The 14,605-nt window shown below is 72.3% G+C and carries 14 protein-coding genes; 5 read left to right on the top strand and 9 right to left on the bottom strand.

From position 1 onward, the window contains the following. Together VK501_RS18655 and fdhA are read left to right on the top strand one after the other, a co-directional pair. Positions 1 to 295: heme-binding protein (locus VK501_RS18655; protein WP_324340005.1), on the top strand; the 295-nt coding region annotated here is incomplete at its 5' end. A gap of 155 nt (positions 296 to 450) precedes the next feature. Then, the gene (gene fdhA / locus VK501_RS18650) at positions 451 to 1,668 is read left to right on the top strand and encodes a formaldehyde dehydrogenase, glutathione-independent (RefSeq protein ID WP_349261034.1); all 1,218 of its coding nucleotides are present in this window, start codon (positions 451 to 453) and stop codon (positions 1,666 to 1,668) included. 41 nt (positions 1,669 to 1,709) lie between these two features. Here fdhA and VK501_RS18645 read toward each other — a convergent pair whose 3' ends face one another. From VK501_RS18645 to VK501_RS18605, 9 genes are all read right to left on the bottom strand, one after another. Continuing rightward, positions 1,710 to 1,889, bottom strand: coding sequence for a hypothetical protein (locus VK501_RS18645; protein ID WP_324340004.1), 180 nt, complete (start codon positions 1,887 to 1,889; stop codon positions 1,710 to 1,712). After that, a complete protein-coding gene (locus tag VK501_RS18640) occupies positions 1,873 to 3,402 on the bottom strand; it encodes a PHB depolymerase family esterase (RefSeq protein ID WP_324340003.1) in 1,530 nt (509 codons plus the stop codon). The genes VK501_RS18645 and VK501_RS18640 overlap by 17 nt, the downstream gene beginning before the upstream one ends. 226 nt (positions 3,403 to 3,628) lie before the next feature. After that, positions 3,629 to 4,750 (bottom strand): hypothetical protein, encoded by a 1,122-nt coding sequence (locus VK501_RS18635; protein WP_324340002.1) that lies wholly within the window; start codon positions 4,748 to 4,750, stop codon positions 3,629 to 3,631. Between the two features lie 86 nt (positions 4,751 to 4,836). Next, positions 4,837 to 6,228: a PKD domain-containing protein gene (locus tag VK501_RS18630; RefSeq protein ID WP_324340000.1), complete on the bottom strand. Its 1,392-nt coding sequence runs from the start codon at positions 6,226 to 6,228 to the stop codon at positions 4,837 to 4,839. A gap of 141 nt (positions 6,229 to 6,369) precedes the next feature. Next, a complete protein-coding gene (locus tag VK501_RS18625) occupies positions 6,370 to 8,043 on the bottom strand; it encodes a hypothetical protein (RefSeq protein WP_324339998.1) in 1,674 nt (557 codons plus the stop codon). A gap of 88 nt (positions 8,044 to 8,131) precedes the next feature. Further along, positions 8,132 to 8,998, bottom strand: a complete 867-nt coding sequence (locus VK501_RS18620; RefSeq protein WP_324339996.1) for a glycoside hydrolase family 16 protein — start codon at positions 8,996 to 8,998, stop codon at positions 8,132 to 8,134. Next, on the bottom strand, positions 8,998 to 9,522 hold the full coding sequence (locus tag VK501_RS18615; RefSeq protein ID WP_324339994.1) for a hypothetical protein: 525 nt from the start codon (positions 9,520 to 9,522) through the stop codon (positions 8,998 to 9,000). The genes VK501_RS18620 and VK501_RS18615 overlap by 1 nt, the downstream gene beginning before the upstream one ends. After that, positions 9,519 to 9,989 (bottom strand): hypothetical protein, encoded by a 471-nt coding sequence (locus tag VK501_RS18610; RefSeq protein ID WP_324339992.1) that lies wholly within the window; start codon positions 9,987 to 9,989, stop codon positions 9,519 to 9,521. The genes VK501_RS18615 and VK501_RS18610 overlap by 4 nt, the downstream gene beginning before the upstream one ends. Positions 9,990 to 10,099: 110 nt before the next feature. Then, positions 10,100 to 11,305, bottom strand: a complete 1,206-nt coding sequence (locus VK501_RS18605) for a glycosyltransferase family 4 protein (protein WP_324339989.1) — start codon at positions 11,303 to 11,305, stop codon at positions 10,100 to 10,102. Positions 11,306 to 11,428: 123 nt separating this feature from the next. On the opposite strand from VK501_RS18605, the gene VK501_RS18600 reads away from it, so the two are divergent. From VK501_RS18600 to VK501_RS18590, 3 genes are read left to right on the top strand one after another with little or no spacing between them, the layout of a single operon-like run. Further along, on the top strand, positions 11,429 to 12,286 hold the full coding sequence (locus tag VK501_RS18600) for a hypothetical protein (protein ID WP_324339987.1): 858 nt from the start codon (positions 11,429 to 11,431) through the stop codon (positions 12,284 to 12,286). Beyond that, positions 12,283 to 13,398 (top strand): glycosyltransferase family 4 protein, encoded by a 1,116-nt coding sequence (locus VK501_RS18595; RefSeq protein WP_324339985.1) that lies wholly within the window; start codon positions 12,283 to 12,285, stop codon positions 13,396 to 13,398. Before VK501_RS18600 ends, VK501_RS18595 begins: the two co-directional genes overlap by 4 nt. Further along, a complete protein-coding gene (locus VK501_RS18590; protein ID WP_324339982.1) occupies positions 13,398 to 14,603 on the top strand; it encodes a glycosyltransferase in 1,206 nt (401 codons plus the stop codon). Before VK501_RS18595 ends, VK501_RS18590 begins: the two co-directional genes overlap by 1 nt. Positions 14,604 to 14,605: the final 2 nt, after the last annotated feature.

Below are 14,605 nucleotides of genomic sequence, written 5' to 3'. Positions count from 1 at the left end.
CAACCTCATCGCCTTCGAACGCATGGCCAACGCCTGGCTCGGCTCCATCGACATCTCACAGAAAAAAGCCTGGACCTCCCGCGCCTTCGACATCACCACCAAAGACCTCGGCGATAACTCGCAGCCTGGCAACCAGTTCTTCGGCATCCACGCCTCCAACGACGGCAAGGTCATGATCTTCGCCGGCGGCATCCCCTTGAAGAAAGACGGCAAGGTCGTCGGCGCCATTGGAGTCAGCGGAGGATCCGGCGAACAGGATCACGCCGTAGCCGAAGCCGGAGCAGCAGCTTTCTAAGCTCTCTCAAAACAATCGGCAGATCCAAAAAAGAAGAATCAACAAAGGGTAGCGCGCATCAAGCGCTACCCTTTTCGCTGCAGGGCATCAAAGGCAGCAGAAAGGTTTCTAACAGCAGCGAACGTTAACCAGCAGTGGCAATGAGGTTCAAAAAAATGGCTGAAAACACTGGAGTAGTTTTTCTCGGACAAAATAAGGTGGAAGTCCAGTCCATCGACTTCCCGAAGCTCGAGTTGCAGGACGGCCCCGGGGTGCATCCCGACAACGTCGGGCGCAAGACGGAGCACGGGGTGATCCTCAAGATCGTCTCGACCAACATCTGCGGCTCCGACCAGCACATGGTCCGCGGCCGCACGACCGCGCCCGCCGGGCTGATCCTCGGGCACGAGATCACCGGTGAGGTCATCGAGGCCGGTCCCGGCGTGGAGTTCATCAAGGAAGGCGACCTCGTCTCGGTCCCGTTCAACATCGCCTGCGGGCGCTGCCGCAACTGCAAGGAGCGCAAGACCGGCATCTGCCTGTACACCAACCCCGAGCGCCCGGGGGCGGCGTACGGCTACGTCGACATGGGCGGTTGGCCCGGTGGCCAGGCCGAGTACGTGATGGTGCCCTACGCGGACTTCAACTGCTTGAAGTTCCGCGACAAGGACCAGGCGATGGAGAAGATCCTCGACCTGACGATGCTGTCGGACATCTTCCCGACCGGCTACCACGGATGCGTCACGGCCGGCGTCACGACCGGCAGCAGCGTCTACGTCGCCGGCGCCGGGCCGGTCGGCCTCGCCGCCGCGCACTCGGCGCAGCTGCTCGGAGCGGCGGTCGTGATCGTGGGCGACCTCATCCCCGAGCGCCTCGAGCAGGCACGGAGCTTCGGCTGCGAGACCATCGACGTCAGCAAGGGCGACCCGCAGGACCAGATCGCCGAGCTCCTCGGCGCGCCCGAGGTCGACTCCGGCGTCGACGCCGTCGGCTTCGAGGCCCGCGGCCACGGTGAGCACGCCGACGAGGAGCTGCCGGCGACCGTGCTGAACTCGCTGATGAACATCACCCGCGCCGGCGGCGCGCTCGGCATCCCCGGCCTCTACGTGACCGGCGACCCGGGCGCCAAGACCGACGCGGCCAAGGAAGGGTCGCTGTCGATCCGCATCGGCCTCGGCTGGGCCAAGTCGCACACCTTCGCGACCGGCCAGTGCCCGGTGATGAAGTACCACCGCGGGCTGATGGAGGACATCCTCAACGACCGCTGCCAGATCGCCAAGGCGGTCAACGCCACGGTGATCTCGCTCGACGATGCGCCGGAGGGATACGACAACTTCGACCACGGCGCCGCGCGGAAGTACGTGCTCAACCCGCACGGGCTGATCAACGCGTGAGGGGGCGAGGCGGCGGCGCCCAGGCGCCGCCGCCTCGGCCGTCAGTCCTGATCGCCGCTCAGCCCCGCGATCTCGCGGCGCAGCTCCTCCACGCGCGTCACGACCCACTCCAGCCGCGGGTCGCGGCCGCCCATCGTCCGCGAATGACCCATGGCGTAGGCGAACTCCATCGAGTTGATGAGCTTCCGGTACTCAGCTCGCAGCTCATCGATGCGCGCCATCGGCAGATGCTAGCCCCTCATGCAGGACGAGCTCCAGGGTCTGCGACTTGCCGGCGCGTCCCGCGGTGCTGGCGGGCGTCACGACCACGCGGTAGCGCCCGCGCGGCAGCCGGTGCCCGTGGACCTTCCGGGGCTGCGCGATGGCCATCTGACCGGCCCTCGCCGCCCTACGCACGATCTTCGCCGTCGTCGAGTACTTCGTGCACTCGTGGCGCTTGCGCCTGCCGGCGACGCAGAGCCCCTTCTTCAGGTGGCCGGGGACGCCGCGCTGGAGCAGCAGCGTCACCGACCCGCGGCCCGAGATCGTGAAGACGAACCGGCCGCGGGAGAGCTTCGGCTTCGACACGGTCGGCACTCGGGGCTTCCGTGCCGCCACCCTGTGCGCTCCGGGCGTCGGCGTCGGAGCGGGCGTCGCTCCCGGCGGCGGCGAAGCGGCCGTCGTTGCCGGCGGACGCGGCGGAGCGCGGTGGCTCAGGAAGAACGTGTACATGGCGGCCGTCGCATCGGGCCCCGACGGGTCGGCGTAGGGCTGCGACGGGTCGCCGCCGGACCAGGCGTGGCTCATGCCGTGCACGACCCAGTACTGCGCGAGCTCGACACGGTGGCTGTCGACGTAGCTGCGGAGCGTGTAGGACCGCCCCCCTGGGGCCCGGCCCCGGGTCGTCTTCGCCGGCACGCGTGGCACCGAGCCGTTGAGCGCTGCGTCATCGGCCAGGTCGCCGGTCACGAGCCACTGCTGGACCAGCTGGTCGGCGTTGATCGGCGGCACCGTGGTGTCCGCATCGCCCGCGAACGCGATGAACGGCATCGGGCGGGCATGGGCGCCCATCTCCGCGTGGGCCTGCCGGCCTGCCTGGACGGGGTCGGCGCTCTTGTAGCCCGCGCACGTGGCGGTGGCCGCGTACTCGCAGCCCGAGCCGACGCCGATCGCGGCGAAGAGGTCGGGGTAGGTGGCAGCCATGACCGAGGCCATCGCGCCTCCGGCCGACAGCCCGGCCGCGTAGACCCGTTGGGGATCGACGGCGTAGTCGCGCTCCACCAGGGTCGTCACCGCAGCGACCCGCGCGGGCTCGCCCGCGGAGCGGTGCATGCTTCGGTCCTGAAAGAAGTTCCAGCACTTGAAGGAGTTGGCGCTGGGGTCCTGCTCCGGGAAGACGACGATGAAGCCCTTGGCCTCCGCCAGCGCGTCCCAGCGCGTCAGCCGGCGGAACTGGTCGGCGGTCTGCGTGCAGCCATGCAGGGCGACGACCAGCGGCATCGGCGTCCCCGCCTGGTACGTCGAGGGGACGTACAACTGGTAGTGCTGCGTTCCCTCGGGGCCGGCGTAGTCCCCCGACGTGAGGGTCCCGGTCGCAGCCGTCGCGGCCCCCGGGAGCAGCGCGGCCCCCGCCGCGACGAGCAGCGCCACGGCGATCCCGAGCCGTGCTCGGAGACCAACGACGATGCGGGCCGGCGGTGCCGTCCCGCACAGGGGCCGAAGCGCCTCGGTGCGCTCGGTGTTGCGTTCCTGCATTGCGTCGTCCGTTCCGCCGGAGATCGCCATGCCCATCCGCGCTGGCCTTTGGACCACGGCCGCCCGCCCATCGGACAGGTCGGCCTACGCTAGGCCAACGCCGGCGGGCCATCCATACGAGGAACCGAGAACTTCAGCGACCCCGGTCCGTAGAAGCGGCAAACCAGAGCGATCATTCAGCCGGCCGCCCGCTCGGCCGGCGACCCGTCGCCGACCGCGACGTCCCTCACTGGGCGGCGACGCTGGCGCCCGCCCCAGGCGCGGGGCAGCGCACCGGCGCCCAGCGGCCGGGCATCAGGCAGCGGTCGACGCGCCGTGGTTGGCGGTTGGCAAGGATCCGGAAGCTCGTGTACTTGCCGATCGTCCCGCGGGCGGTCACCCGGATCTGCAGCAGCGTCCCGGCCCGGAAGAAGCGCTCCAGCGCCCGGAGCCGCGCCGGAGCATGCGCCGACGGCAGCTCGCGGCGGCGGCAGCCGGCGCCCACGCAGGTGACCCGAACGACCGCGGACGGCCCCCCGCGCACCGACAGCAGCGTGATCCGTGCGCCGCCGGCGACGGTGTAGCCGGCGATGCGCACGGTCGGGAAGGGCTGGAGGTACGGGCGGCTGGGGCTCGCCGCGGTCGGCACGGCCGCTGGCGGCGCGGCGGGTGGCACGGGCGCCGCCGGCGGGACGACCGGTGGGCACGAGCCGGTCCGGGATCCGCCCTTGCCGGGCGGGTCCTTCTTCTTGCCGGCGCGCCACACCCCGGCGAGCGGGCCGCTGAGCGGCGTGAGCGCCGCGGTCGCGTTCACGGCGTTGAAGTGGTGCAGCTGGAACCGATGACCCTTGTCGCCGCCACTCCCGCCGCGGCCTTCGCCGCCGGTCGCGGATCCGCCTCGGCCGTGCCGGTCGCCGCCGTCACCGCCGCCGCCGCCACCGTCGCCACCGTCGCGGTTTCCGCCCTGGTCATCGCGCCCCTGCCCCGCGACCAGATCGCTCAGCGGCGTGAGCGCCGCGATCGTGCCCAGGGCGTTGAAGAGGCGTACCTGGGCCCGGACCCGACGCCCCACATCACCGTCGCTCACGGCGTAGGTCGCCGCGCACGCGTCTCCGACGACAGCGCAGAACTGGCCCGAGGCGTCGCACCGAGTCCACTGGTAGACCTGCGCCGGCGCCGGCACGCCGCTCCACGCGGCGGTGATCCGCAGCTCGCCCCCGACGGCCGCCGGACCCTCGATGACGGGTCCCGCCGTGAACGCCGGCGGCGCGGCGCCGAGCGCCGGTGCGGCCACCAGCGCGAACACCACCACCGTCGCCAGCGGCACGATCGGTGTGAGAACGCGACTGCGGAGAGTGAGGATGTGCATGTTGACCCGGTGGCCTCCGATGCTAGGCCGATCGGTGAGCGTGGGCAACCCTTGGCCGGACGCCGCGCCGCCCGCTGCGTCGCGCGTCACATCTTGATTTGGCCCTTCCAGGTCCTGGCACGGTGGCCCGAGATGCGGACCTTGACGCGGAACGAGCCGCTCGTCGCCGACCGCGCGGTCACGGTCCCGGATCCCCTCGCGGTTCGCCCGCGATGCCGTGCCCGGAACGTGCACCGGGCCTGCCGGGCGTTGTTCTTCGTGCGGGCGCACGTGAGGCGGGTGATCTTCCAGTGCCGCAGCCGCTTGCGGACCTCGCGCCGCAAGGCGGCTCGCGCCCGCGCCGGGGTGAGCGTCACCGCGATGGGCGCCACGGTGACCTGGCGGGCGGCCGTCGTGCCGGCTCCGCCCGCGTTGCTCGCGGTCAGCTTGACCGTGTAGGTGCCGGCGCGCGCGTAGGTATGGGAGGGATTGGGCGACGGGTCGGCGCCGGGGGCGATCCCGCTGCCGTCGCCGAAGTCCCAGACCCAGCCCGACGGGCCGTTGGTCGAGGCGTCGGTGAAGGTCGCGGTCAGCCCGGAGACCGCCGCGTTGAACCCCGACTCGGGCTTGGCCGGCGGCGGAGGCGGTGGCGGAGGCGGCGCGACCGACACGCTGCAGGTCGCCGAGCCGGAGTTGCTCGTCGTGCCGACGAAGCTCCAGTCCGCGCTGTTGGCGTGCAGCGTCATCTTGAGCAGCCCGTACACGCCGCCGTCCTTGCCCCCGGTTCCGACGATCGCCTCACGCGGCCCGTTGGCGTTGGGCCGGCCGCTGGGGTCCAGGCCGCGTGGCGGCGTGTACCCGTGGACGTGGCCGGTGATGACGAAGTCGACGCCCGCGGCGTAGAAGTCCTGCCAGATCGGCGCCTCGGCGGGGGCGGTGCTCTGGGGATGGTGCCAGTACACCAGCTGGCACGCCTGGGGCGACGCGGCGAGATCGGCCTTCAGCCAGGTCTCCTGCTCGGAGCCCGCGGCGCAGCTCACGGCCTGGCAGCCGTCGCTCGAGTTCAGCGCCACGATGTGCCAGCTGCCGATGTTGTAGCTGTACCAGCCCTTGCCGGACGCCCCGACGTTGACCCCGATGGTCGGGAAGTACTGGAAGTACCCCGACGCGCCCGGGACCTGGTACTCGTGGTTGCCCGGGACCGCCCGCAGCACGCTGCGCAGGTCCGGCGCGCCCCAGGAGAGGTTGAAGCCGAGCCCGTACTCGGCGGCGGTGCTGTTCTCGTACTGGGTGTCGCCGACGGCCAGCAGCGCAGCAAGCCCGCTCGCGGAGCTCTTCTGCGCGCGCGCCAGGTTCGACGTGTAGAGGTCGCTGCAGAGTCCCGCTGAGGCCGATCCCGCGCTCGGGCACGCGATGTCGCCGGCGGCCATGATCACGGGATCGGCGGCGGCCGCCGGCGTCGCCCCCACGACGACGCCCGGCAGGATCAGCCAGAGCATCGCGATGATGGCGCGGTGACGGGATCGCTGCGGACGTGCCGGGCGAGCCGGGCGGGCCATGGCCGACAGTATGTCCCCGCGACGGCCGCCCGTGGGGCCGCGGGTGTGGCGGCGGACGTGCGCCCGCCGGGCCGGCCACGACTACCGCCGGTGAACCACCCGGACCAGCCTGTGCGCTCGCGCACTGGGGACACCGCAACCGCTGACCGTGCTCACGGCCGCGTAGACCCTGCCCGAGCCGGAACGTCCACGGATCTCGATCCGGAACGGACCGGGCAGCTTGCCGAGATGGACGGTGATCGAGCGCCGCGCGCCCTTCAGCTTGGCGTAGCGCTTGCCGGCGACGTTCACGACGATGGAGACCATGCGGTGCCCCTTCGGCGGGATCCATCGCACGACCGCCGAACGACTGACCGGGCAGACGTTCGGCGCGACCGTCCCCTGCCCGGTCGCCGGCCCGTCGCTCGCCGAGGTGCTCGTCGTCGTGATCGCCGGCCCACCGGGGGTCGCTGTCCCGGGCCCGCTCGGGGTCGTGGTTCCGGGCCCACCGGGGTTGGTGGGCCCCGGCGGGGCGGTCGTCGGCGCGATCGTGTTGTGCATGTAGAAGCCCGAGACGTTGTCGGACGCGAGCACCACGACGCCCGTGCCGGCACTCACCGTCTGCTTGGTCGACGTCGCGTTGTTGATCTTCAAGTCGCCCGCGGTCTGGATGAAGGGCGTCCCGGGACCCGAGCCGAAGCTCGGATGGCTCATGCTGGTGGTCTTGTAGAAGATCGCCGTGTCGGCCGTGCCCGCGTTGATGGTGCCGCCGCCCACCGGGGTGGTCGCAAAGACGTACAACTTGTCCTGGGACGGGTCGAGCATCACGATCGGCCGCGTCTGGTCGTCGCGCACCGCGCTGATGGGCGTCGTGCTCCAGGTCCCCGCGCTCGCGTCGCGCTTCAGCAGCAGCAGCAGCGGCGCGCCGGCATTGCCCGAGATGTCGCTCAACGACGTCTTGACCGTCGCGAACACCTGCCCGTCGATCTCCTGCATCGACTTGAGGTTGATGTGGTCGTCGGCCATGTTGGCACCCTGCACGACCTTGGTCGACGCTCCCCAGGCCGTCGAAGCATCGCCGTTGCGATGCTCGGAGAAGTACATCGCGTTGTCGACCTGGTTGCTCCACATCACGCCGACGCCGCCCTTCAGGGACACCACCGAGGAGATGTCGTCCGGGGTCACCGTCGTCCCCGCCACGGGAAGCAGGAACGGCGTGCCCCAGGCGGTGTCGGTGCCGTTGGTCGCGTTGACGTAGACCTGGTTGCCGCGCGTCCACGTCGCCCACAGGGCACCGGTGGAGTCCCGGTCCAGCACGATCGCCTCCATCCCGCCGGACACGATCGTCACCGGGAAGCCGGCGTCCACCACGTACGTCTTGGTGGTGGGCGAGTAGCTGTAGCGGTACAGCTTGGCGCTGTCCGAGGCGCTCGCCGCGTTCACGCCGGCACTGGCGACGTACAGGTGCGATCCGTCCCACAGCGTGTCAGCCCACGACGCCGGACGCACGTCCAACGGCGTCCCGGTGTTGACCCACGTCTGCGTGGCCCGGTCGAGCCGGAAGATCATCCACTTGCTCGACGCGACGTCGAACATGTCCCCCCACCAGATGCCGTCGTTGTACCACAACTTGCTCTGCGGCTTCTCCCCCGTCGGACCGTTGACGCTCATGGCCTGCCACGCGAAGTCGCGGAAGCCCGCCACCGCGTCGGCTGCGGCAGGACTCGCAGCCGCCAGCAGGATCGTTGCCAGCACGATCAACAGTCCGCGCCGCATGGCGCCAGATGCTAACGATCCCGCACACGTCGAGGGCGATTTTGAGCACGCTTCTCAGAGACCCTGGACGATCGTGGCGCCTGAGCGTTCATCCGGACTCCGACGGGATGACCTGGACCCGGTCCACGAGCATCGCGGCCGACCTGGACGGGGCCCGCGCAGGAGCGCGACGGATCGCCAGGTCCAGGATCAGGAAGTTGGGCCGGGTGATCTTCGGGCCCCAGGCCCAGGGGGTCGAGGAGGACCGCTTCACGACCCGAACCCGGAGATCGTCGAAGAAGAAGGTCATCCGCCCCGGCTCGATGCGCACGCTGTACTTGTGGAAGCGCTTCGTGAGATCGATGCCGGCCGCGCTCGTGAGATCGCGCGTGCGCCACACGCGACGCGGACCATCCCAGACATGCGCGTTCGTGTGCGTTCCCCTGCCCGCGGTGTGGACCTCGGTGGCGTCGATCTCACCGGTCAGGGACTCGCTGCCGGTCTGCTCGCCGTTGAGCGCCCAGAAGCTCGGCCAATACCCGGGCTCGGTGGGCATCTTGATCCAGGCGGCCATCGTGCCGTACGTGAACCCGTGCCGGCCTTTGGTCTGCAGCGCCGAGCCGGCCGAAGGCGTGGCGGGAATCACCAAATGCCCGCGACCATCCAGATGCTCGCTCGCCCCGCAGCGGATCTTGCCCCACGACGCGTAGGCGCCGCACTTCGGGCCGTAGTCGACCCACTTGGCGGGATCCGGCCGAGCCCCGGGGACCCCGTTGAAGTCATCGAGGAAGGGTCGTGTGGCGTCCGGAAGGCCGGCGGCCGGCCGTGCGTGCGGCCCGGCATGCGAGGGTGCCGTCGAGGTCGCCGGGAGCAGCGTCCGGCCCCGGGCCAGGGCGCCCAGGCACAGCAGCGCCGCCGGCAGGAGGACGATGGTCCGCCCGCGTCGCCGCGCCGACGCCATCGGCCGCGCCGACATCAGGCGGCCGGTCGCCAGCGCGCCAGCGCGCCTTCGAGCGCTCGCTCGTGCTCCGAGATCGATGCCCCTGTGGAGGCGAACGCCGCGGCGGCGTTGGCGCTCGCCGCGCGGGCCAGCGCCGAGTAGTCCCGCTGCAGCTGTCGCATCAGCAGGACGGTCGGCACGGACTGCGCCGCCCGGTCGGGCTCGAGCGGCGCGAGCATTCGCGCGGCGTCCCGGTAGGCGACGGCGACGGCGTCGGCGGCCTCGGCCCGGTCGGCGGCGGTGCGGGCGCTTGCGAGTCGATCGCGCATCGGACGGCGAACGCTGTCGAGGTGGGTCACCGCGGTGCGCAGGCGGGCACGCAGGAGGCTGCTCGGCCGGGCGGCCGACGCGGTCTGGGAGGCCAGGGGCGCCGCCGGTGACCGGGACGCCGAAGGCTTGTGCAGCAGAGCGCCGATCGCGGCGCCGGCGAGTGCGGCACCCAGCAGCGCCAGACACGAAGCGCCGAGCCTGGCCGGGCCGAGAGCGCGCAGTCGCCTCATCGCACGCTGTCGAACGTCGACGAGCCCGTGGAGTCGAACGTCGGCCCGGGGTTCTGCGATGCCGGCGCCGGAGTGCGCCTCGCCGGCGGCGGACTCGCAGCGGGGGGCGGTGGCGTCGAGGACGGCGCAGGGGGAACGTTCGCCGCAGGCGTCCGAGTGGCCGCCGGCGCCGTCACCACCGACGTCGACGGCGCCGCGGCGCTCGCGGATCCGCTGACCCGCCGCGCCGGCGCGCGGACGGCACGTGCTCGCGCGAGCCGGGCCCGGCGCACGTCGGCGGCCGAGGGCCCGTGGAGGACGGGCAGGGCGCGCACGGCCCCGAGCGACCAGTCACCGCCGCTCACCGGCCTGTCGGGGAGCTTGACCTGGTTGGCCGCCGGCTCGCCGTCGCCACCGTGCGGCGCGAGCAGGAAGCCGAGCACGAAGACGATCTGCACCAGCGGCAGGAGGTACCACCGAGACTTCATGGGACGTGCGCCGAATCGAATCCGTTCAAACACGTTGCCGAAGACCGTAGACCGTTCGGGCCCCGGCGGCGCGCGAGAACGCCCTGCGCTGACACCCCGTCGGCCGCCGGTCAGCGACGCCCGCGCATCCGGCCACCCGCCCGATCCAGACGGCGCCACAGCAGCTCGGTGTCGCTCGCGATCGAACCGAATCCGAAGCGACGCACGACGGCTTCCCGCGCAGCGTGGCCCATGGCCGCACGCTCGGCGGGCGAGAGGCCGGCGAACCGCTCGAGCGCGGTCCCCAGCGCCGCCCGGTCGCGGCACGTGAGCCCCGTGCGGCCGTCCTCGACGATCGCCGACCGGTTGGCGGGCGCCGTGACCACGGGCACCGTCTCACACGCCATGGTCTCCAGGATCGTGAGCGGCGGCTCGACGGCGACCGGCCTGGTGAACGGGTAGAGGGCGACGTCAGCGCCCGAGTAGACCTCGACCTTGCGTTGCTCGGTGAGGTCCTCGAGGTGGACGCTCACCTCCACCGTCGCCGACCGCGGGAAGCGTGCCGCCCACTGCGCGTTGTCGCGACGAAACGTGATCGGTGCGAAGACGTCGAGCTGCAGGCGCAGCGACGAGCGCGCGGCCACCCCTTCGAGCATCAACACGACGTCGGCCGCGGGAAAGCGCTCAGGCGCGATGTTGCCGACGTAGAGGATCCGCAGCGTGCCCGGCGCGTGCGCCTCGGCGGTGCGTCGGAGGAAGCGATCGGTGTCGATCGCGGGCTCGAGCACGGAGAGCTTGGCGCGGTTCCACCCATCATTCTCCAGCGCGGCGCGGACGGTCTCCGAGGTGGCGGCGTGCCCGTCGATCCAGCGGTCGGCCACGCGCCACCCGAGCATCTCGCGCAGGCGGTCGGTCGCTGGCAGGCCGGTCTCGGCGGCGTGCAGCACCACGTGGTTGACGATCGTCCTGCCCTGGCGGCGAACCCCGGCCGCCAGCATCAGCGGGACACCGATCAGGTGGATGCGGTTGACCGGGCCCGCTGCCGCGGCGCTGCGCACGGCGGCGGCCAAGGCCGGAACCGCCCGGTAGTCCCCCAGCGGGGAGCGCGTCGGGCGACGCACCACGTGGTGCAACGGCACGCCGCCGACCTCGGCGGCGTCGGCGTAGCCGGGCTCCGACAACGAGATGATCTGCGCATGGTGGCCGCTGCGCGCGGCCGACAACGCGAGGTTGCGCCCGATCACGCGCGTGCCCTCGTTGAAGGGCTCATGGAGCGTCCTGCCCACGACCAGGACGGATTGCGGTGCGCTTTCGGGCTCGCCCGCTGCGCCGTTCACCGCGCGCAGCATAGAGGCCCGGCGCGCCGGCCCGGCAGACCTCTCCGACCGGAGGCTCGCCGGCCCGGCGTCCACCCAGATGTCGGGTTTGAGGCCGCGTGCCGATCGGCGTACGCTCGGCCGGTGACCGACGGGCTGGAAGCGGCGCGTATGGACCACGGTGCCGCTTCGCCCACGGCGCGGACGTTCGCGCCCTCACTCGTGGCGGTGGCCGCCTACCTGGCCCTGATGGCGGTCGTGGTCGCCGGCGCGGCGGGACTCGACGTCGGGCCGCTGCGGGTCCCCTTCGGCCTGCTCGCCGGGCTGGTCGGCCCCGGCTGGCTCCTGCTCCGAGCCACGGTGGGGCAGCGGCTCGGCAGCGGCCATGCGGCCGCGCTGACGGTGCCCTTGAGCCTGGCGATCTGCGCGCTCTCCGGCACCGTGCTCACGCTGGCGAGCATCAAGCTCACGACGCTGTCGCTGACGCTCGTCGTGAGCGCCATCTCGCTCGCGTGCCTGCTCGTCGCCGCGGTCCGTCGGACGGTGGTGCCGCCGCTCGCGGTGCGATGGCCACCGGCCGAGAGCCTGCGGCTGACGCCGAGCACGGCGATGGCCGGCGGGCTGGCGATCGCCATCCTGGCCATGGGCGCGTCGACCGCGCACCAGGTCGTCCGCGTCGACGACGCCGCGCGTGCGTCCACCCCCTTCGTCGCGCTGACGGGCGAGCTGCAGCAGGCCACGCCCATCGCCGGAGGGGTTCGCGTGCGGGTGGCGTTCACCACCATCAACAGCCAGCCGCGGGCGATCCGCCCGCGCCTGGAGATCTCCGTTCTGCCAGGCGGGGTCGCGCCCCTGCGCCGGACGTTGACGATCGGCTCCGGGGGTCGGGCGTCGGTGCAGGAGGCCCTCGTCGCCCGCTGCGGCGACGAGGTCGTCGCCAACCTGAGCGGCGACGGCGTTCCCGGGCGCACGAGCACGCTCCGCATCGCCTGCGCGGAGTGAGCGCTTCGCCTTCGCCGCAGGTGCTCACGGTGACCCCGCGGTTCTACCCGCACGCGGGAGGGGTCGAGACGCACGTGTTCGAGGTCGGCCGGCGCGTGGCCGCCGCCGGGGCGCGGATGACCGTGCTGACCACGGACGTCAGCCGTGCGCTCGCGCCGCGCGAGGAGCTGGAAGGCATCGAGATCGTGCGGGTCCCCGCCTACCCGCGGTCCAAGGACTGGTACGTCGCCCCGGCGATCGGGCGGGTCATCGCCGACGCCGGCGCCGACGTGATCCACGTCCAGAGCTATCACTCCATGGTCGCACCGCTGGCCATGCTGGCCGCCCGGCGCAACAGGATCCCGTACGTCGTGACGTTTCACAGCGGCGGACACTCCTCCGGCGTGCGCACGCGCGCACGCGCCCTGCAGCTCCGGACGCTGCGCCCCCTCCTGGAGGGCGCTGCCCGGCGCATCGCGGTCTCGCCCTACGAGGCGCGGCGCTTCGGATCGGTGCCGGGGTTGACCGGTGCGATCGACGTCGTGCCCAACGGCGCCGAGCTCACGCTGCCCAGCGTCCTTCCGGTGCCGGTCGCCGGGCTGATCGTGTCGCCCGGCCGGCTCGAGCGGTACAAGGGCCACCATCGCGTGATCGAGGCGCTCCCCCATCTGCTGGCCCGCGTTCCGGAGGCCCGGGTGCGCATCGCCGGCAACGGCCCGTACGAGCCCGAGCTGCACCGCCGAGCCGCCGAGCTCGGTGTCGCCGACCGCGTGCAGATCGCCGGCATCCCCGCGGGCGACCGTGTCGGCATGGCCACGTTGCTGGCCTCGGCGAGCGTCGTCGCGGTCCTCAGCGAGTACGAGTCGCAGGGGATCTCGGCGGTCGAGGCCGCCATGCTCGGGCGACCGATCGTGGTCACGGATGCCACGGCCCTGCACGAGCTGGTCGAGCGCGGGGTCGCCGAGGGCATCCCGGCGAACAGCACCCCGGAGGCCGTGGCCGCGGCCCTCGAGCAGCAGCTCCGCCGCCCCATGGTCGCCACCACCCAGCACCTGCCCACATGGGACGATTGCGCGACCGGCATCCTGCAGATCTATCGCGATGTTGTGGGGGTCTCGTCCTGCGGATCCTGATGGTCACCGATCTCTACTGGCCCCTGATCGGCGGCCTCGAGGTCGTCGTCCGCGAGCTCAGCCGGGAGCTCGCCGACCGCGGGCACGAGGTGGCGGTCGCCACGCTGCGCCAGGGCGGCATGCCCGACCACGAGGACGACGCCGGCGTGGGCGTCCACAGGATCGGGGGGACGCTGCAACGCCGGGCGCGGCTGTTCGCCGAGAGCGGCCGCCGCTACGCGCCGCCGTTCCCCGACCCGGAGGCGACGCTGCATCTGCGCGAGGTCGTCGCCGACTTCCGCCCCGACGTGGTGCACGGCCACAACTGGCTGATCCGGTCCTATCTGCCGCTCAAGCGCCGGCGCGGTCCCCGCCTCGTCGTCAGCCTGCACGACTACGGCGAGACGTGTGCCAAGCGGACGCTGTACGACCTGCGACAGGAGATCTGCTCGGGACCGGGCCCGCGCAAGTGCCCGGCGTGCAGCGCCGATCACTACGGCCGGGCGAAGGGCTGGACGGTCGCCGGCACCAACTGGGTGTCCGCCCTGGCCGAGAGCGGGCTGGTCGACCGCTACCTGGCCATCAGCTCGGCGGTCGCCACGGGCAACCGGCTGGGCGAGCGCGGCCTTCCGTACGACGTGATCCCCAACTTCTGCGCGGTCCCGGCGCCCGACGATGCCGCCCATGCGACCCTCCTGGGCCTGCTGCCCGACGCGCCCTTCCTGCTGTTCGTCGGTGCGCTCGGACGACACAAGGGCGTCGATGTCCTGCTCGACGCCTACGGCCGCCTCGACGACCCGCCACCGCTGGTCCTGATCGGCGCACGGTGGCCCGATGCGCCGGCCGTGCCCGATGGCGTGACGGTGCTGCACGACTGGCCGTCGGGGGCGATCGCCGGCGCGTGGCGGCGCTGCATGATCGGACTGGTGCCGTCGGCCTGGGCGGAGCCGTTCGGCCTCGTGGCCGTCGAGGCGATGCAGGCCGGCCGCCCGGTGATCGCGTCGGCCGCCGGCGGGCTCGCCGACATCGTCGTCGACGGCGAGACGGGCCTGCTGACGCCGCCGGGCGATCCCTCCGCGCTGGCCGCCGCCCTGCGCCTCCTCCTCGCCGACGAGGGCCTGCGCCAGACGATGGGCGAGGCCGGGCGGGCGCGATCGACCGCGTTCGCCGCTTCGGCGATCGTGCCACGGTTCGAGCGGGCCTACGCTCGCGTCCTGGCGACCTGACG

Source organism: Baekduia sp. (genome assembly GCF_035318805.1).
GTDB lineage: Bacteria > Actinomycetota > Thermoleophilia > Solirubrobacterales > Solirubrobacteraceae > Baekduia.
The sequence above is the reverse complement of the archived record's forward strand: the minus strand, read 5'-3'. Positions and strand labels throughout refer to the sequence as shown.